This window comes from Paenibacillus sp. JMULE4, assembly GCF_013337105.1.
Taxonomy (GTDB): domain Bacteria; phylum Bacillota; class Bacilli; order Paenibacillales; family NBRC-103111; genus Paenibacillus_G; species Paenibacillus_G naphthalenovorans.
This window is the reverse complement of the sequence record NZ_SGWF01000016.1, coordinates 118,983-138,656: the sequence shown is the minus strand read 5'-3', so window position 1 is coordinate 138,656 and position 19,674 is coordinate 118,983. Positions and strand designations below refer to the sequence as shown.

Sequence of the window (19,674 nt, the reverse complement as noted above, 5' to 3'; positions counted from 1 at the left end):
CGTTGTGGCGATGACAAGTTCAAACGGTAGAACGCTCAATCAATAGATACCCGAGCTCCCGGTTTTCGGGCTTTGTTCTTTTCTTCGTGATGTGATCATAAGCCATCTGAAATGCTGCACTCCCCATTTCAAACAGCTGATTATCTATCGTCGTCAGATCAAACACTTGGGCGATCGGCTGATTGTCAAATCCTATGACAGCAAGATCCTCCGGTATTCTGATCCCATTCTTTCGGGCCTCCGTAATAATCCCTGCCGCCACTTGGTCGCTTGTCACCAAAAGTGCCGTCGGCCGTTCTCTCATCCGAAGCCATTGGTGCACTACGGCCAAACCGTCTTCAATGCGTAAGCATTGATAAAACATCCATTCTTCCCGAACGGCCTCGTGAATCGCTGCCAACGCATCCTCATATGCTCTCCGGCGCTTCAGGCTGTTAGCGCTATCGGCCCTGCCCAAGCAGAATCCGATCTGTCGGTGTCCTCTTTCTATTAAATAACGCATTCCCTGTCGGAAACAATCGTAATGATCCAGATAAACAGAAGAGATCGCTGACGTGCCCGCATCCTCACACGCTACAATGGGACCGTATTCGGTAAAGGGTTCGATTTGTTCCCACGCAAGTGTTTTCGAGCCTATGATAATGCCGTCCATCTGTTTCATTTTCAGCATGTCCAGAACTTTGCCTTCGCTGACGGGGTTATAATTGGTTTGGCAAACCATGAGCTGGTAATCTTTCATGAGGGCTTCGCTCGAGATGCCCTCCATCAATCTGGAAAAATACGCGTGATTTATACTCGGCACCATGACGCCTATAATATTCGTTTTTCCTTTGCTGAGATGAACGGCATTCAGATTGCGCGAATAGTTTAACTGCACGATCGCTTCCATGACAGCCCTGCGTTTGTCTTCGCTTACATACGCATGATGATTGATTACACGGGAAACCGTAGATACGGAAACCCCGGCGATTTTAGCAATTTGTTTAATATTCGGCATCAGCCACTTCCCTCCCCCCAGATTCATTTTAACATTTTTAAAATTTTCCCCTTGACATGAAATGCGTTTCATACATTAACCTGACACTGCAAGAGCATTTCACAATGCAGCCCAAATGAAGGAGGATAACGCTATGAAAAAAGAAGAAGTGCTGAACAATATCCTTGAAATTACCATTCCATTGAATCAACGCGTGAATAACGAGCCTCTCAAAGTGCTCAGTGAAGAGGATTGGAAGTTCTGGAAAGAAAACGGTTACGTGATTGTTTCAGAAGCCGTCCCGAAGGAGCATATCGATCGTTTAGTCGATCTGATTTGGGAGTTTGAAGAAAAGGACCCTAAGAATCCTTCTACCTGGTACACCGCTCCCCGGCGGGAAATGCAAATGAAAGAACTGATGAATACCGGTATGGTGGAGCTCTATAATCATCAGTATTTGTGGGACAACCGCATGTATGAAAAAGTATACCACGCCTTTGTCGATATATGGGGTACGGAAAAATTATGGGTAAGCATTGACCGCTGCAACCTCAATCTCCCGATAAAACCGGGGCATGATTACAAAAGCTTCATTCACTGGGACGTCAACACTTCGTTGAACCCGATTCCCGTAAATGTGCAGGGGGTTCTATCCCTTGTCGACACGGACGCTGAAATGGGTGGTTTCCAGTGCATTCCCGAGCTGTACAGGGATTTTCATGAATGGGTAAAAACACAGCCTGCGGACCGGGATCCGTATAAACCGGATACAACCGGATACACCCCGACCAAAGTGGTGACCAAAGCCGGTGATCTGCTGATATTCAACAGCATGCAGCCGCATGGCATCCGTCCAAACCACTCCACCAAACCGCGTCTGGCCCAATACATTTCCATGTTCCCTGCACAGGAGCATAATGAAGCGTTGATTCAATCGAGAATCGCTTCCTGGAGCGAAAGACTGACGCCTGAAGGATATGCCTTCCCGGGAGATCCCCGCCATTGGGAGCGGATCAAATATGACCGGGCTGTACTTACACCATTAGGCGAAAAATTGCTGGGCAGCAGAAAATGGTAATCGGCAGGTAGCCTTCGAATCGCCGGATAACAACAAGAGAGCCAACTGAAAGTTACCGATCAGTGGCTCTCCAGATTTACCGGGAAAACAACATGCGATGAACGTCTATCCCATCATTGGACATCGACTACAACCTTGATATGGCCTCTTCCCGTTTCGACCTGCTCAATCGCCTTGCCGAAATCTTCAAGCTTGAACCGGTGAGTAATCAATCCGTCAGTCTTCACGATCCCGTTACGGATAAAGGCGATCGCACGGTCAAAGCAATGCGTTTGCGCAAAGGATCCGATGATTTTCAGTTCTTTCCTGAATACCTCGTAAGGACTAATCGTGATCTCATCGCTGACAGAAGCTACGCCGTAAATGACAATCTTGGCTCCCATTTTGGCGAACTTGGGCATTTGCTGAATCACTTCCTTTGCCCCTGTAGCGTCGATCACCATATCAAAGCCCTTGGGAAATTTCTCAAAAAGCTTGCTTTCATGCGCCGCATAGTCGCTGCGGTTCATCACAACCGTCTCATCAGCGCCCAGTTCCTTGACTACGGCCAATTTTCGTTCATCCGATGCCACCACAACGAGATTTGCCGCTCCCGCATGCTTTAATAGCTGCGCCAAAATGATGCCCGTCGGTCCCGTTCCGAACAGGAGGATATCATCCCCCGGTTTGACATCCATCATATCCAAACCGTGTACGGCGCATGCCGTCGGCTCGACCAGAACGCCCTGGTCATAAGACAAATCGCCTAAGTGAAATACTTTATCATGGTTGACCGCCACATACTCGGCAAACCCTCCGGGGCCGTTTACGCCTAACGAGTAAAAGTTCTCGCAGTAAAGCGGCTGGTTGCGCCTGCAGTAATAACAATGCCCGCACAGCTCCGTATTGTCCGCACAAACCCTGTCCCCGGGCTTAAAACCGGTCACATCCTTGCCCACCGCTGCAATTTCACCCACAAACTCATGACCGGGAATCAGGGGAAAGCCTGCCATAAATTCCCCATGATGGAGGTGAATATCTGTGCGGCAAACACCGCAGGAATGAACTTTAAGCAGCACCTGATGATCCTTCACCACAGGATCGGCTGTTTCACGAACGGAAAAATCCATAGCTTTATTATAATAAACGGCTTTCATCGGGCATCCCCTTTCGATATAAAACAATTATGGGCAAATGATGATCTTTAACGTGCTGTTTTTCTCTTTGATCGCTTTTTCAAAAGCCGCCGCCGTTTGCTCCAGAGTCATATAATCGGTGATGACCGGCCCCAGATCAATATCATCATCGGCCAGTAAGGCTACGCCGGTCGGATACGTATTGCAGTAACGGAAAACGCCGTAAATATCGATTTCATTATCAACAATATAAGGGATGCTCAGAGGCGTTTCGCTTTCCTGCGGAAGACCCACCAGAACGACCCGGCCGCCACGGCGGACGGAGCGCAGCGCAGCTTGTGCCGCTTTTCCGTTCCCCGCCGTTTCAATCGCCAGATCCGCTTTTTGTTCATGCGTGATCCGGTTGATCGCCTCGGTCGCATCCTCTTTCCGAAGATGAACCACATCCGTCGCCCCCATCTGCAGCGCCCGTTCCAAACGAAACGGCTCCAGGTCCACGCCTATAATCCGTTTGGCGCCGGCGGCTTTGGCTGCTGCCAAAGCAAGAATGCCGATCGGTCCCATACCCATGATCACAACGGTTTCTCCGGGCTTTAAACGGCCTCTTCGTACAGCATGCAGGCCTACGGAGAAAGGCTCGATGAGGGCGGCCCTTTCATAACTCATGTGATCGGGTACCGGATACAGAAAGTCGGCACGGATCGCGATATATTCACAAAAAGCGCCGTCGTAAGGAGGTGTAGCTAAAAATTCGACCTTGGGACATAAATTATAATGGCCCGATTTGCAATGATGACAGCGTCCGCAGGTGACCCCCGGCTCTATCGTTACCCTCTGGCCTACCGTTAGATGACGGACGTCGCTGCCTAACGAAACGATTTCACCGGCCGCTTCATGTCCGAGGATCATTGGCTTTCCCACCACATAGGGACCGATTTTTCCATGCTCATAGTAATGGACATCCGACCCGCACAGGCCAACCGCTTTAATCCGAACCAGCGCCTCGTCTTTGGACGGAATGGGGATATCCCATTCCTGGATTTCAATCTTTCCGGGCTTTACCAATACAGCCGCTTTCATTTTCCCCTGCATTCTGCTCCACCCTCACTGGTTATCCCCTTATTTTTTGAATTCGCTTAAATTCTCTTTTGTCACCAATTGGAAAGGAATGTAGTTCATGTGTTCGACGGATTCGCCTTTAGCCGCCTGGATCGCCAGTTCTACCGCCTTACTGCCTTGACCGTGCGAATCCTGGAATACCGTAGCGGCCAGTTGCCCCGCTTCGACAGATTTGAGCGCATCCGGAATGGCATCGATCCCTACCACCAGAATATCGTCTGCTTTCTTGGCCGCCTCGATCGCTTTGTATGCGCCCAGAGCCATTTCGTCATTTTGTGCGACAACCGCATCGATGTCTTTATGCGTTTGCAGCCAGTTTTCCATCAGATTTAACGCTTGTGCGCGGTCCCAATTCGCTGTCTGCTCCGCAAGAACCTTAATATCCGGATATTGGGTCAGCACTTCTTTATTGCCTTCCGTCCGGCTGATCTCTGCAGAGTTGCCATTCGGTCCATGAATAATCACCACATTTCCCTTACCGCCTAATTGATCGGCGATAAACTGCATTTGAAGCTTACCTGCGACCACATCGTCCGATCCCGAAAAGGCTGTCGCTTTATCCAGATTGGATACTTGGGAGTTGACGACAATCACCGGAATTTTGGCGGCTACCGCAAGATCTACGGCAGGGGCGGCGCCATTCTTGTCATAAGGGTTAAGAATGATGGCGTCGACTTGTCTGTTGATAAAATTTTCAATTTGGGCAATCTGATTCTCGGATTTCCCCTGACCATCCGCTTCCAGAAGCTCTACTCCCTTCTCATTGGCTTTATCCCTCACTGCGTTTTGAATGTTGATGGCAAATTCGTTTTGCAGGTTTTGATAGGAAACGCCTATCGTCAATTTCTTTTCTCCGCTGTTTCCATCGGAGCCCGCTCCGCCTGATGCGGATCCGCCGCCCCCTCCGCATGCAGACAATACACCGGCCAGCAGAACCATCGGAAGGAATAATGCTTTCATCTTGTTCATCGATATACCCCCATTATTCAGTAAAGTTTTATTTATACCGTCATGCGACGCGTATACACTTAATGGCTTTTCTTATCCAAAAGTACGGCCAGCACAATAATAACGCCCTTTACAATCTGCTGGTAATAGGAAGACACATTGAGCAGATCCAACCCATTGTTCATAATTCCGATAATCAGCACACCGATAACTGTCCCTACGATTGTTCCTCTTCCGCCGGCGAGACTGGTGCCTCCAATAACGACGGCGGCGATGGCATCCAATTCATAGCCTATTCCCAATACAGGCGAACCCGTCATGACCCTCGAGGAGAGAAGAATGCCGGCCAGCCCTGCAGCCAAACCCGAGATCGCATATACCGCAACTTGAACATAATTCACATTGACGCCGGACAATCTGGCTGCATGCTCGTTGCCCCCGGCCGCATACACATGGCGCCCGAACTTGGTAATATGCAGGATAAAAATGCCCAGCAGAATCACAAGAATAAAGATGAGTACCGGAATCGGAATCCCGGCCACATATCCTCCCCCCATCCGGTTATAGCTGTCATTAAGATTGATGATCGGTCGGCCGTCGGTATACACCATGGTCAGTCCCCTTGCAGCCGTCATCATCCCCAGGGTAACGATAAAAGGAGCGACATTCCAACGTGAAATGATGATTCCGTTAATCCCTCCAAGCAGCAGCCCGGCCAATAAACCTAAGGCAACAGGCACAATGAGAGGATAGGCATCGCCTTGTGCAAAGCTGCTGGCGACCACGGCCGAAAAGGCAAGAATCGAACCTACAGATAGATCGATCCCGCCTCGAATAATGACGAAGGTCATACCCACCGCTATAATTCCGCTAATGGATGCCTGCCTCAAAATATTGAAAATATTTTGCACGGTCAAAAAAGACGATGAAGTGATGGATAAGATGATAACCAACAATAAAAAGGCTGCATAAATACCGTATTTGGCCAGAAATCTGCCTATATACTCCCTGTTCAATACCATACCGGACTTCCCCCTAACGATAATCAAACGATGCTTCGCTCTTTTTCAAAGCCTGCGGCACAGGCCATGATCTTTTCCTGATCGAATTCCTCCCGCAGAAATTCTCCTGTTATTTTTCCTTCGTGAAGAACGATAATGCGGTCGCTCATCCCGAGCAATTCCGGCATTTCCGACGAAATCATGATAATGGCTTTTTGCTCATTGGCCAGTTGGCTGATGATTTTGTAAATCTCCGCCTTCGATCCTACATCAATTCCCCTTGTCGGTTCGTCCAGAATCAGAAGGTCCGGATTGCACAAAAGCCATTTCGCCAGCACTACTTTCTGTTGATTGCCTCCGCTTAACGTGTTGACCATGGTATTGCGGTTTGAGGCTTTAATATTTAAATATTTCATCTGGTGATCAACCGTTTGCTTTTCTTCCTTGAAATTTATAATTTGCCTGAACCTTGTAAACTTTTTCAGATTCGCCAAGGTCGTGTTATCCTTGACGGAAAACTTGAGATTAAGCCCGAAAAGCTTCCGGTCCTCCGTTACCAGCGAGATACCGTTGGAGATGGCACTGCCGGGGTTAGACATATCGACTTTCTTTTGTTTGACATAAATTTCGCCTGCGTCGGCTTTATAAGCTCCAAAGATGGTTTCCACCAGTTCCGTTCTTCCCGCTCCCATTAATCCGGCGATGCCCAAGATTTCTCCCTGGCGTACATGAAGATGGATATTGCTAAACTTCCCTTTGCGGGTCAAGCCCTTCACTTCCAGGTACGTTTCGCCGATACGCGAAGACTGCTTGACATACATGTCCTTCAAATCTCTGCCGACCATCAGGGAGATCAACTGCTGCTGGTTTAATTCCTCCGTCGGGCGGGTCGCGATATACCGGCCATCCCTTAACACGGTAATCGCATCGCAAACCTTATAAATCTCGTTCATTTTATGGGAGATATAAATGATCGATTTGCCTTGGCCGGTCAGCTTCCTGATGATCTCATACAGCTTATCGACCTCGCGGTCTGTAATCGCCGATGTCGGCTCATCCATAATGATAATGTTTGCATTATATGATATCGCTTTCACAATTTCGACCATTTGCATTTCCGCTACACTCAGCTCGACCAGCTTCTTATCCGGATTGATATCCATACCCACGGACTGGAACAGCTCGCGCGTTCTGGCCTTCAGCTCTTGGGTATTGACAATGCCCAGCTTATAGCACGGTTCTCTCCCGATAAAAATATTTTCCGCTATAGTCATATCCAAAATGGAATTCAATTCCTGATGAATCATGCTGATTCCGTGATTCATCGCATCCAACGGCCGGTTAAAAAACACTTTTCGGCCGTTCAGGATAATATCTCCGCTATCGGGCTGCTCCACGCCGGCCAGGATTTTCATCAAGGTGGATTTGCCCGCCCCGTTCTCCCCCATCAGAGCATGCACTTCGCCTTTTTTTATATGTAAAGAGACTTGGTCCAGCGCTACGATCCCCGGGAATGTCTTGCAAATATTTTTCATTTGCAGAACGTATTGATGTTCATCCATCGCTCTTCGCTCCTTGTTTAAGGATATTTTGATTATATGTTCAATTCCGCGATATGGACATGTAGAAACTTCGGAAAAAACATTGAATTTTTTCGGTTGTTATATTTGGTCTGCATATTCCTTAAAGGAAAGTCCCGTCGACTTCTTGAATACGGTCGAAAAATAAACGGGATCCTTAAACCCGACCAATAAAGCCACATTCACCGCTTTCATTTTCTGTCCCGCCAGAAGCTCCTTAGCCTTGTCGATCCTGACTTGAATCAAATATTTTTTGAACGAACAACCCGTCTCCTGTTTGAACAGTTCGCTAAAGTAGGTGCGGTTCATATAAAATTTCTGGGCCATAAAATCGAGCGACAAATCTTCATAAAAGTAGTGATCAATATATTCCTTTGCCTGTTCAATCAGCTTTTTGGTTTGACCGTTTTTATTTTTCGGACTATCCGCATCATTCAGCAAGGCGATCAAACCGTACTTCAGATCGTCAATATTCGTATACTTAGACACCCATTCGTTAAAGGCCGGATGATCCGGAGCAGCTTGGCCATGCGAACGAAGCGGCATCCGCTGCACTTTTTCCTCCATCATCCGGTAAATCCGTGCGGCCGCTTTCTTATACATCCGAAGATCGTCATTATACCGGGACTTCAATTGCAAAAAAAGATGATGAATCGCACGGGTCAATCCTTTCCAATCCCTTTTCGCCATGAGTTCGTCCCATTCCAAAGCCGCTTCAGAGCTCCATAGGCTTGACTCCGCATCGGCTGCCTCCGGTTGAAGATCCTCATAAAAGAGAAGGCGCGATGCCTTACCGTCCTGTTGTTCATGCCATACGTACGAGAGTTGGTTATATATTTGATGAACCTCCGTGATTTCGCTGAACGCTTGGCTGACCGAAATATGAATATGCCATTTATTGTACTTTTCAATATTCAAGATGGTCTTCCGGAATATTTCCTGTACTTGATGGCGAATGTTTTCCTTTTCTTCGAATCCGAGCAGGCAAATATATTCGTTTTCTCTCAGCTCGCTCTTAAAGCCGATAAAGCGTTGAGCATATCCCGTACTTTCCGTCATCACGTTCTCCAGAGCGAAAAAAACAAGCGAAACGTCACTTCGATAATACCGCTTGATTTGTTCGAAATCGATGATATTAATCATCGCAAGCACGTAATGAGGATATGGCAGCTTGACATGCAATAAAGCCAGTTTTTTAAGCAATTCCGAACAATCCATATAAACGCCCCGTACCAGTGTGTTTAACAAATTGCGTTTGAAATAGGGGATGCTTTGATTGAGCAGCAGATTTTGCTGCATCCTCTCCTGTTTTTTTTGCCTGTCAGCCTTGATGTTGTCCATGGCCTGGATCAGCGCTTTCTCCAGCTCTTCTTTTATGATCGGTTTTAACAAATAATCGGTTGCTCCGCACCTTAATGCCTGCTTCACATACTCGAAATCGGAATATCCGCTTAATACGATCACTTCGATCGCCGGAAACTGTCTTTTCAATATTTCCAGAAACGCCATACCGCCCATACCGGGCATCCGCATATCAAGCAGGATAATATCGGGTCTCTCCAGCCGGATGGCCTCATAGGCTTCTTCAGCATTTTGTGCCTGCCCCATCAGATTCATTCCCAAATAACCCCATGGAATTTTACCGATTAAACTCCGTCTGACCGCAATTTCGTCCTCTACAATAAATACGTTGATATGCTGATTATTTTGTCCCGTCATCAAGTTCCCCCCCGTCATCGATGCGCTTCACCGCCGGAATGTTGATCGTGATCGTTGTTCCTTCTCCTTGTATGCTGTTAATATGAAAGGTAACCTCATCCCCAAAAACAATGCGCAGTCTCGTGTATACGTTCTTGAGTCCCAAATGTCTTGCCGAAGTAAAGTCAGCATAAGTGTTGGACGACTGGCGTTTATATTGTTCAAAATCTTTCAATTTATCGGCATCAAAACCGACGCCATTATCCGTTATTTCGATTTCGATCCGTTTCTCGTATTTTTTAGCGGACAGTTTGATAAACCCTTTTCCCAGCTTCTTCTCCACCCCGTGCTTAATCGAGTTTTCCAATAACGGCTGCAGGACCATTTTGACGATCATGTAGGAGCCTACCTCCGGATCTACATCCCAGTCCACGATCAATTGGTCTTCAAACCGGCTTTTCAAAATCAGAAAGAAATGCCGGCAATGTTCCAACTCGGCGGAAAGTTGAACATGCTCCCGATTCAAATCGATGTTATAGCGCAGCATTTTACTTAACGATTGGGTAATCTCAGAGATTTGCGTTACCCCTTCATAATCGGCAATCCCATTGATCACCTCCAACGTATTGTAGAGAAAATGGGGATTGATCTGCATCAGTAAAGCCTTAAGCTCCGCGTCCTTCTTATGAAGCTCCGTTTCGTATTGAATTTTAATCAAATGGTTGATGGTGTCTACCATGGTATGAAAGCTGTTGTTTAATTGATTGATTTCTTTACTGACGTTCACCATGTTTTCCCTACGGACATTAAAGTTTCCCCGCTCCACCCTGGACATTAAACTGTTCAGCTTCTTGATCGGTTTGATCATGTAAATGGAAAGGAAATAAGACAGGATCAGCACCAGAAGCATGGACAGACAGCTGACGATGATCGTCATATTGCGTAAATCCTTGATCGCCTCGGTCAGCGCAGAAAGCGGGACCGAACCTACCACGTACAAGCTGCCGCCCGCCGCTCTGTTAAAGGTGACGACGACATCCTGGCCCTTTATTTGTTCAATAAAGGTATCGGCGCTGATTCGATTAAAGCGTTCCAACAGGCTTCTGTCCGCCTTTTTGCCGATTAAAGCATTGTTCGAATGATACAGAAGGGTCCCATCCTTCTTGATGACCTGCGTTACGCCTCCGCTTCGGTATTCGATTTGTTTGAACATGGATGAGAAGGAGGATAACGTTTTATCATAGCTAATATAGCCGATCCTCCGGTTCGTATTAGGATCCATAATCGCCCTGGACGCGGTGAAGCTGTAGATCCCGTTAATATCCAGCTGATGCAAATCGAAAATAAGCTCATCGCTTGTGTTTTCCTTCATTCTTTGCTGCCATGCCAGCTCTGCCGGTGAACTATAGGCATGTGTGTATGTATTTTTATGGAGCGCCTTGTCAATAAGCCGGCCATTGTCCGAATAAACTCTTATACTGACATACTCATCGCCTGATGCCACGGTGGAGGTAACATACCTTCTGATCTTGAGCAGATTCTCCGGACTGAAAATATCACGGGAATTATCATATTTATCCATTAATGTATGATTTTGTAATAAAACAGAGGAAAATATCGTGGATTTATCCTCTATTTCTCTTATATAGAAGTTGATGTTTCTGTTTATCGCTTCTAATAAAAGATCGTTATTCCGTCTCGCTTCCTGAACGATCGCCAAAGAAGCAATTTGATAAGAAAGCGCTCCCACGATAAGAAGAGGAAGCAGATTGATGCCTAAATAAGTGATGAAAAGCTGATACTGCATACTCCTCCTATGGAAAAAACGGCTCATCAAACGGCGCAATACGGTCATATATTCCCCCCTTTTCACTGCCTCAAACCGGAAACGCTGATGCCAAAAACCATTATACCATTTTTGCCCCGCGGCGGGGACATAGGGGCGGCAAAAAGCCCCTCTTCTTGGCCTATGCCGTAAGAGGGGCTTTCCAACGGATTCATTGTACGATGCATTGGCAAATGCTTCCGGGCTATAATTCAAAGAAGCCTTCCAATCCATTATCAACTCGCGCTGCGGGTATGCTTTCATCCCAATCACATTGAACAATGTTACTGCATTTCACCCAATGTACATCCATGCCTTGCTTTTCGCTATAACAGGTCTCAAGAATACGGTACCTGATATCATACGGCGAGCACTTCGGGCAAAAGCCCTTTGCGATGGCTTGCAGTTCCTCATCCGAGTAACCGCTGGTCATTTCGGCAAGCAGAATCGTATCCAACATGACATTCACCTTTCTTTAAGATATGACATTGCTTAATACCCCGATTTTTTCAATTTCCACTTCTACCCGATCGCCCGGATTCAAAAATTTTGGCGGCTGAAAGCCCAGGCCCACGCCTTTCGGGGTTCCCGTGGCAATAATATCGCCCGGTTTTAACGTTATTCCGCTGGAGAGCGTTTTAATCATGGCAGGAATGTCAAAAATGAGATATTCGGTATTAGAATGTTGTCTTATTTCTCCGTTGACTCTGCATTGAATATCCAATTTGACGGGAGCCGGAATTTCGTCGGCGGTCACCAAATAAGGTCCCATAGGTCCGAAGGTATCGAGACTTTTTCCCAAAAACCATTGACTGTGTTTTTTTTGCAGGTCACGCGCCGTAACATCGTTAATGATCGTATAGCCGAAAATATAATCATAGGCGTCGGCTTCCGAAATATTCGTGCCCTCCTTTCCGATCACAATCGCAAGCTCGGCTTCATAGTCGATTTGTTTCGTCACATCCGAATGGCTTTTGATTGGCTTGTTCGGTCCAATGACGGTTGTCGTCGCTTTACTGAAAACAATCGGATGCTGAGGAATATGTTTCGCTTCATCCATAGCGTCCGTATACTCAAGCGCATGCTCCCTATAATTTAGACCAAGGCAAATGATATCTCGTCTGGGGACAGGAATAGGAGCTTCAAGCACAATGTCAGAGAGCGGTAAGGCATGGTCCCCGCCGTCTTGGAGCAGACGGTTGATTTCTTTCAGACGGGAATAGGCCTCCCCGGTTTCAATCACTTCAATTAAACTTCCGGGCAATAAAGTTTCCTCAAAAAGCCGCTTTTCCGCTTCTTGCGCATCCACGACGGATTGTCCGTTTTGCGTTAGAAAGCCATACTTTAATTGCCCGGCGTGAGTAAATGATGTTAAGTACATGCTAAATCCTCCCTGGTCTTTAATCATAGTCGAGCGGCCAATCGTACAATTGGCCTAACCAATAATGTATTCATATCTTAGAGCATTCCCCCGCTTTTAGTCAAGCGTCTTTTATATAAATTCAAATCGTTTGCTGCTTATAGCGAATTGACGATAGGATCATACTATAGATATAATTAATAATTATTTCAATAACCGGACTCATTTGAAAGCATCATTGGTAAGACCATGAGGGGAGACCATGTAATGGCGGAATTTGAACTTGCCTTTTTTCCTGTAGGTGAAAATAAAGCTTTTCTTGAAATTGCAAATCAAATCAGAGATCACATAGAAAAAGGCGCGCTAAAAGTGGGAAACCGCTTGCCTTCCGAACGGGAGCTGGCAGAGAAATTCCAAACCAGCCGGGCAACAGTCAGGGAAGCCCTGCGCGCACTTGAAATCATCGGTGTCATTGAAAGCCATGTCGGACAAGGAACCTTCGTTAAAAACGCCAATTTTTCAAGCATGGATGGCTTATTCGCCGAGATCTCGAAGCAGACGAGTCCTTCCGAGGTGTTTGAAGTCCGAATGGCCTTCGAACCCTATCTCGCACATTTGGCTGCACTTCGCGCCACGCAAGAAGATCTACAGCAATTAAAACAAAATATGGATCAGTTGAATCAAGCGATAGAAGATGCCGATATTCGCCAATTTGAACAATTGGACGGCCAATTTCATCATATGATCGCCGTCTCCTCCAAAAATTCATTTCTCCTTTACATTATGAACATCGTGAATAACGTTCGTTCGGAAAAGCTATGGGGAACATTGAAAGAAAAGAGCTTAAATCCGGAGCGAATGAAAACATACAGTGCACAGCATTTTGAAATTTATCAAGCGATAAGCGAACGTGATGCCCGCAGAGCGGAAATTGTCGCTTTGGAGCATTTAAAAACGGTAAGAAGCAATATGCTGGAACAATAGCTTTTCACTTAAACAAGCTGCCATGCCTCTGTCATGGAGCTTGTTTTTTTTTTTTATTGACGGAAGGATAGGCGTCGTTTACTATAGGGGTAGATATTGGTTAAACCAATTTGTTATTTTGGAATAACCAATTTTGATAAATACGATTTCGGGGAGGTATGAGATGTTAGGCCAGGTCAATGATTTGAAAGTGAACTATGAAAGTAAAGGCGACGGTGACGTCATTGTCTTCGTCCACGGCCTGGGAGGCAGTCTCCATATCTGGAACAGCCAGACAACGGTTTGCTCCAGGTATTATAGAACGCTTTCCTACGATTTGCGCGGGTCCGGGCGAACCGGTCTTTCACAGTGCGAGTATTCGATCGAGCTGTGGGTTTCTGATCTAAAGGAATTGCTGCTGCGCGAAAACATTGAGGCGGCACATTTGGCAGGCCATTCGCTGGGAACCCTTGTTGTTCAGCATTTTGCGGTCTCCTATCCGCACATGGTCAAAAGTCTGACGCTCGTAGGAGGTTTTACCGAGCCCTCGGAGGCGGCCAGGAAAGGAATTTACGATCGCTCCGATGTGGTCCGTACCAATGGAATGGACGCTGTTGCCGATGCCATTATCGAAGGCGGTTTCTCTTCCTATTCCAAGCATACGAACAGCGCTTTAATCGGATTGGCCAAGGATCTGCTGCTGCGCAATCATCCGGAAGCGTATGCGGCTTCCTGCAGAGCGCTCGCCCAAGCGCAGGCGATCGACCACTCCAAAGTCGAGGCCCCCGTTCTGCTTATTGTCGGTGATGAGGATAAGGTGAGTCCTCTTTCGATGTCAAAGCTCATGAGCCGGCGTTTCCCCAGAGCGCAGCTGGAAATTATACCGAATTGCGGACATTGGGCTACGATCGAAATGCCTGATGCCGTCAACAAAAGCCTTCTCAATTTCCTGTCCACACTTTAATGCCGGTTTCCCTGATTGTAAGAATAAAATCTCATTCGCATGCTATTCCATTTCATGAAAGGGGTTACAAATATGAAAGCTGTATTGCTCCGCAACGGTTTATTAATCGATGGTACGGGAAAAGATGCGCAGGCGGGAATGGATGTCCTGATTGAAGGCCATCAAATCACCTCGATAGGCACTCATCTTTCTCTTCCCGTCCATTACGATCCGGCCGATGTCGACGTGATTGAACTGGACGGCAAAACCATCATGCCCGGTATGACAGAAGCCCACACCCACTTCACATGGCAAAACTCCCTTTATATTCAAGATATCGATTTCAAACCTCTTGAGGAAACCATGCTTGGTTGTTATTTAAACGCTCAAACGATGATTAAAAGCGGTTTTACTTCTTGTGTAAGCGCTGCCGCGAGAGGACGGGTAGACATTGCCCTTCGGGATGCCATTAATCAGGGGCTGATTGTCGGGCCCCGGATGCTGGCCAATGGAGCCGAGATTTCCGCAACCGGAAGCTTTGTCGATCTGCATCCGAATCATGTCCATGTTTCCGGTCTCTCTATTTTTGCCGATGGCGAGGATGCGGTTCGGCGAACCGTAAGAAGCTTGCTCAAGGAAGGAGCCGATCTGGTTAAGCTGAATGTAAGCGGCGAGAGTCTGACTCCGCACGCCCGGAGTGAAATGACGCTCTATACGTTGAAGGAAGTACGGGCAGCGGTCGAAGAAGCGCACGCCAGAGGAAAACGGGTATATACTCATGCGCGTTCATCCGATTCCGTGAAGATTTGTGTAGAAGCCGGGGTAGACATTATCGGACATGCCGATTTCATCGATGATGAAGCGTTTGAAATGCTTGTTGAACATAAGAACCGTTTATTCGTAGTCCCCGCATTGAACTGGCTTGTCTCCACATTAGAGCATGGGGCCCAATATTTCGGCCAGGAAGCTATAGATGCAACCGGATACAAGGAAGGATTGGAAATTGCCTTGTCGAATATGAATCGCCTTTACAAAGCCGGAGTTCGAATATTGCCGGGCGGCGACTATGGATTTAAATGGTGCCCTCACGGCGGCTATGCCCGGGATCTCGAACACTTTGTCAAACTGGTCGGGATGACGCCCATGGATGCCATTGTCTCCGCCACGAAATACGGCGGCCAGGTTATGCTGATGGAGGATAAAATCGGAACGATTGAGGCGGGTAAGCTTGCCGATATTCTGGTCGTAGACGGTAACCCGCTCGATAATATCTCCATACTCCAGGATCATGACAAACTCCATGTGGTCATGAAGGACGGAGCCTATATAGTGAACAAGCTTCCAATCAGACAAGTTCAAGGCGCATAAAAAGAAAGGAAGAAGGGGCTGTCCCATAAGTCAACCTGATGGAGTAACTGGATGACCGAGGGACGGCTCTTATGTTCCATGAAAAAAACGACTACATGACAAGGGTTGGGAACCCTTGCCAAGGCCATCGCCGTCAGATCTCTGTTACGCTGATTTTCAGCGCACCGAAGGCGGCTTTTGTTTCCTGAACAAGGATGTGATCCGCTTGTGCAATCGATTATATTATTGTTACCGCAATGAAGTGAGACGGCATACAGATCAAATCAAGGCTTTACTGGAAGCAGATAAGCACGACTATAGTTTGCAAGCAACGAATTGCATGAAGCTGTGCATGATATGCGAACACCGGCATCTTCTTGCAGTAAATGATGCGTTGTGCGTTGCCAAAGATATGGACGAACTTATCGCGTGTATCCTGCAAAAAATAGAACATCCTTAAATCAGTATATCTCTTCACCGGCATGTGATGAAGAATGATAACGTTCGAATGCCCGCCGCACCTCTAGTATTTCAATAACGCGGATCCCCAGCCCAATCCTCCGCCGAAAGCGGCCATCGCCACCATATCGCCGCGTTTGATTTTGCCCGTTTTGACGGAATGATCCATAGCCAGCGGGACCGTAGCCGCCGAGTTATTTCCGTAATATCGGATCGTGCTGATCATCTTCTCGTGCGGAACGTCCAGGGTTCTTCCGACGGCGTCAATAATCCTCTGATTGGCTTGATGAGGAATCACCCAGTCCACCTGATCCAAAGTCAAGCCGCTGTGCTCCAGCGTCTCTTTAATGCTTTGGCTCATGAGTGTTACGGCAAGCCGGAAGATCCTGTTGCCGTTCATCAAAATCTTGTATTTGGTTTCCTCACTGTGCGGCTGAGGATGCCTGCTGCCCCCTCCCGGTACGATCGCCGCATCAAAATATTCTCCGTTCGAATGAATCGCGGAATGAATAATGCCATCCGGGGAGGCTTCATCACCGGCAGACAGCACAAAAGCTCCGGCGCCGTCGGAGAACAAAATACAAGTGGAGCGGTCCGTGTAATCTGTAATTCTGGATAACGTATCGGCGCCGACCACCAGAGCATGCCTGCATGACCCGGATTTGATGAACTTCTCCGCAACATGCAAAGCGGCAATAAATCCGGTACAGGCGAGATGAACATCGAACGCTGCAATGCTGCGGCACCCTAACCGATGCTGAAGCTGACAAGCGACCGGCGGGAAAGGATGATCGGGAGTTTCCGTAGCCACAATGATCAGGTCGATGTCGGAGGCCTGCAGCCCGGCATCCCCGATCGCCTCCGCCGCCGCAAAAAAGGCCAGATCCGAAGTAGCCTGATCAGGCGATGCAATCCTTCTTTCGGAGATGCCGGTACGCTCCACTATCCAATCGTCTGAAGTATCTACGATCTTCTCCAGCTCACTATTCGTCAGTATGTTTTCCGGGACATAAGATCCCACTCCGCTAACCCTGGCTCTGGACATGATGGACACACCTCAATGCTTCTTGTATATTGAATTATTCACCGGTAAACCTGGGCTTTCTCTTCTCGCGGAACGCTTCCAGCGCCTCGATCCGGTCTTTGGTCGGGATGATGACCTCGTACGCTTTGGATTCCAGATCCAGACCGGTCTGCAGGTCAACGCCCAAGCCCCGGTCGATTGCATATTTAGCTTGATAAACGGCAAGAGGAGCATTGGCCAGCATTTCGTTTGCAAGCCGCTCGCACATCTCCAGAAGCTGCTCCCGATCCTCGGCGAGACCGTTTAAAATACCTAAATCCAGCGCCTCTTCGGAACTGATTTTGCGGGCGGTAAGGATGAGTTCTTTCGCTTTGGACGGTCCGATCAGCCTGGGCAAACGCTGCGTTCCTCCCGCTCCGGGAATGATCCCCAGGCTCACTTCGGTCAGTCCCATGAGCACGCCTTTGACAGCGAATCGAAAATCGCAGGCCAGCGCCAGTTCAAACCCGCCGCCGAAAGCAAAACCGTTGATGGCGGCAATGGTCGGCTGCGGCAATCGCCCCAACGCCGAAAAAACGTCGCGGATTTTTCTTACATTTCGCCGAACCTGCTGCTCATTTAAGGTTCGGCGCTCCTTCAAATCGGCTCCGGCACAGAAAGCGCGGCCCTCTCCCGAAACGATAACCGCACGTATATCCCGGGGATTTTGCTCGATTTCTTCAATGATCTCCCCCAGACTGACGAGCGCTTCATAATGAAATGTGTTTAATTCATCGGGCCTGTTCAGCTTGATGCAGCCGATATGTCCATGCTGCTCCCATACGATTGGCTTTGGGTTCATCCTTGATCCTCCTCTTTCCATATGCCGATTCCTTGGCTGTGATATTGCTTCGTCAAGTCCTTGTACACCTTCGACGCTTCCTGGACCCACCAGAGAGAAGAGCCTTCAATGTCTTTTTTCTTCCGGGCGGGATTGCCGGTAATCAAAATACGCGGCGGAAATACGGTTCTAGGGGTCACAATGCTGCCCGCCGCGACAACGGATTCTTCCCCGATCTCCGCATCATCCAGGACGACCGAATTCATCCCGATAACGGATTTACGGCCAATACGGCAGTTGTGCAGTATAGCGCCGTGTCCGACGGTAACATCCTCCCCGATGAAGGTACCGCTATTGGTCATATGGATGACGCAATTATCCTGCACACTGGTTCCCGCCCCTACCACGATCGGCCCGCAATCCCCCCGGAGCACGGCGCCAAACCAGATGCTCGCTCCGTCTTCAATCGTAACATCGCCGATAATCGTTGCATTAGGAGCAATAAACGCAGTGCCCGCGATCTTCGGTTGTTTCCCGTTAAATGCCAGAATCAAAGTGGAACACCTGCCTTTAAAAAAATGGCGATATCGGCCATACGGCAGCCGATATCGCAATACAAGTTGAATTCGTTCTATGCACCAATCCAGTTGGCTTCCCGTTTTTCCAGAAAAGCGCTCAAGCCTTCTTTGGCATCGTCGGAACGGAAGAGCAGATTTTGCAGCTCGCCTTCGTAACGAATCGCCACATTCAGCGGCATTTCCTTCCCATTCATGATGGAAAGCTTGATGTTGGCTGCAGCGTAGGATGCGCTGTTGACGATTTTTCCGGCATACTCAAGCACTTTTTCGCGCGTTTGCTCCTGCGGGAATACGTCATTGACCAGCCCGATGTCAAGCGCCTCCTGCGGCGAGATCGTTTTGCCTGTGATATTCATGTCCAGCGCGCGGGAGAAGCCGATCAGACGCGCCAAGCGCTGCGTTCCGCCGGTTCCGGCGAGCACCCCGAGCGAGATTTCCGGCAGACCGATTTTACCTGCTTGATCCCCCATAAAGCGAAGGTCGCAGCCGAGCGCCATCTCCAGACCGCCGCCAACGGTATGCCCTTCAAGGCAAGCAATGAAAATTTGTGGAGAACGCGCCATTTTATCCAGTGTCTCGTTGCAGAATAAGCAGAACTGGGTTTTGTAACGGGGTTCAGCCGCCTTCAAGAAGTTAATATCCGCTCCCGCAGAGAAAAACTTCGGTACATCGCTCATGAGAATCGCAACTTTAATGGATGAATCGAAACGGATTTCGTCAATCGCGGCGTTCAGCTCTTTGTAGAACTCCAGGCCGTAAGAGTTCGTTTTATTGATATGAAGGTGAATTTCTGCAATTCCGTTTTCTTTTTTAAGCGTCAAATTGGACATTTGAATTCCT

18 protein-coding genes are annotated in these 19,674 nt (G+C 48.0%); 4 read left to right on the top strand and 14 right to left on the bottom strand.

Annotated features, from left to right (window positions below; all coding sequences use genetic code 11):
* Positions 1-19: 19 nt before the first annotated feature.
* Positions 20-997 carry a LacI family DNA-binding transcriptional regulator gene (locus tag EXW96_RS17940; protein ID WP_174351095.1) on the bottom strand — a complete coding sequence of 326 codons (978 nt, stop codon included), beginning with the start codon at positions 995-997 and terminating at the stop codon, positions 20-22.
* A gap of 133 nt (positions 998-1,130) precedes the next feature.
* On the opposite strand from EXW96_RS17940, the gene EXW96_RS17935 reads away from it, so the two are divergent.
* Positions 1,131-2,054 carry a phytanoyl-CoA dioxygenase family protein gene (locus EXW96_RS17935; RefSeq protein ID WP_174351094.1) on the top strand — a complete coding sequence of 308 codons (924 nt, stop codon included), beginning with the start codon at positions 1,131-1,133 and terminating at the stop codon, positions 2,052-2,054.
* Positions 2,055-2,167: 113 nt separating this feature from the next.
* Here EXW96_RS17935 and EXW96_RS17930 read toward each other — a convergent pair whose 3' ends face one another.
* The 9 genes from EXW96_RS17930 to EXW96_RS17890 all read right to left on the bottom strand — a co-directional run bounded on the left by EXW96_RS17930 (position 2,168) and on the right by EXW96_RS17890 (position 12,721).
* Complete coding sequence (locus EXW96_RS17930) at positions 2,168-3,190, bottom strand: zinc-dependent alcohol dehydrogenase family protein (RefSeq protein WP_054817439.1); 1,023 nt, start codon at positions 3,188-3,190, stop codon at positions 2,168-2,170.
* Between the two features lie 27 nt (positions 3,191-3,217).
* Positions 3,218-4,261, bottom strand: coding sequence for an NAD(P)-dependent alcohol dehydrogenase (locus tag EXW96_RS17925; RefSeq protein WP_174351093.1), 1,044 nt, complete (start codon positions 4,259-4,261; stop codon positions 3,218-3,220).
* A gap of 27 nt (positions 4,262-4,288) precedes the next feature.
* Entirely contained in the window at positions 4,289-5,257 is a 969-nt protein-coding gene (locus EXW96_RS17920) for a sugar ABC transporter substrate-binding protein (protein ID WP_054817438.1), read from the bottom strand.
* 59 nt (positions 5,258-5,316) lie between these two features.
* A complete protein-coding gene (locus tag EXW96_RS17915) occupies positions 5,317-6,258 on the bottom strand; it encodes an ABC transporter permease (RefSeq protein ID WP_137670826.1) in 942 nt (313 codons plus the stop codon).
* A 23-nt stretch (positions 6,259-6,281) separates the two neighbouring features.
* Positions 6,282-7,799 (bottom strand): sugar ABC transporter ATP-binding protein, encoded by a 1,518-nt coding sequence (locus EXW96_RS17910; RefSeq protein WP_074729497.1) that lies wholly within the window; start codon positions 7,797-7,799, stop codon positions 6,282-6,284.
* A gap of 99 nt (positions 7,800-7,898) precedes the next feature.
* Positions 7,899-9,536, bottom strand: coding sequence for a response regulator transcription factor (locus tag EXW96_RS17905; protein ID WP_174351092.1), 1,638 nt, complete (start codon positions 9,534-9,536; stop codon positions 7,899-7,901).
* A complete protein-coding gene (locus EXW96_RS17900; RefSeq protein WP_174351091.1) occupies positions 9,520-11,322 on the bottom strand; it encodes a sensor histidine kinase in 1,803 nt (600 codons plus the stop codon). Before EXW96_RS17900 ends, EXW96_RS17905 begins: the two co-directional genes overlap by 17 nt.
* Before the next feature lie 223 nt (positions 11,323-11,545).
* Positions 11,546-11,800 carry a hypothetical protein gene (locus EXW96_RS17895; protein ID WP_174351090.1) on the bottom strand — a complete coding sequence of 85 codons (255 nt, stop codon included), beginning with the start codon at positions 11,798-11,800 and terminating at the stop codon, positions 11,546-11,548.
* A 15-nt stretch (positions 11,801-11,815) separates the two neighbouring features.
* Complete coding sequence (locus EXW96_RS17890) at positions 11,816-12,721, bottom strand: fumarylacetoacetate hydrolase family protein (protein WP_174351089.1); 906 nt, start codon at positions 12,719-12,721, stop codon at positions 11,816-11,818.
* Between the two features lie 246 nt (positions 12,722-12,967).
* On the opposite strand from EXW96_RS17890, the gene EXW96_RS17885 reads away from it, so the two are divergent.
* From EXW96_RS17885 to EXW96_RS17875, 3 genes are all read left to right on the top strand, one after another.
* Positions 12,968-13,684 (top strand): FadR/GntR family transcriptional regulator, encoded by a 717-nt coding sequence (locus EXW96_RS17885; RefSeq protein WP_054817433.1) that lies wholly within the window; start codon positions 12,968-12,970, stop codon positions 13,682-13,684.
* 163 nt (positions 13,685-13,847) lie between these two features.
* Positions 13,848-14,627, top strand: coding sequence for an alpha/beta fold hydrolase (locus EXW96_RS17880; protein WP_062409553.1), 780 nt, complete (start codon positions 13,848-13,850; stop codon positions 14,625-14,627).
* Positions 14,628-14,699: 72 nt separating this feature from the next.
* Complete coding sequence (locus EXW96_RS17875; protein ID WP_062409554.1) at positions 14,700-15,974, top strand: metal-dependent hydrolase family protein; 1,275 nt, start codon at positions 14,700-14,702, stop codon at positions 15,972-15,974.
* Positions 15,975-16,476: 502 nt separating this feature from the next.
* On the opposite strand, the gene EXW96_RS17865 is transcribed toward EXW96_RS17875, so the two are convergent.
* The 4 genes from EXW96_RS17865 to EXW96_RS17850 form a co-directional block, all read right to left on the bottom strand.
* Positions 16,477-17,457, bottom strand: a complete 981-nt coding sequence (locus EXW96_RS17865) for a beta-ketoacyl-ACP synthase III (protein WP_054817431.1) — start codon at positions 17,455-17,457, stop codon at positions 16,477-16,479.
* A 34-nt stretch (positions 17,458-17,491) separates the two neighbouring features.
* Positions 17,492-18,277, bottom strand: coding sequence for an enoyl-CoA hydratase-related protein (locus EXW96_RS17860; RefSeq protein ID WP_062409556.1), 786 nt, complete (start codon positions 18,275-18,277; stop codon positions 17,492-17,494).
* On the bottom strand, positions 18,274-18,810 hold the full coding sequence (locus EXW96_RS17855; protein ID WP_062409557.1) for a gamma carbonic anhydrase family protein: 537 nt from the start codon (positions 18,808-18,810) through the stop codon (positions 18,274-18,276). The genes EXW96_RS17860 and EXW96_RS17855 overlap by 4 nt, the downstream gene beginning before the upstream one ends.
* Positions 18,811-18,887: 77 nt before the next feature.
* The gene (locus EXW96_RS17850; protein WP_074729494.1) at positions 18,888-19,664 is read right to left on the bottom strand and encodes an enoyl-CoA hydratase/isomerase family protein; all 777 of its coding nucleotides are present in this window, start codon (positions 19,662-19,664) and stop codon (positions 18,888-18,890) included.
* Positions 19,665-19,674: the final 10 nt, after the last annotated feature.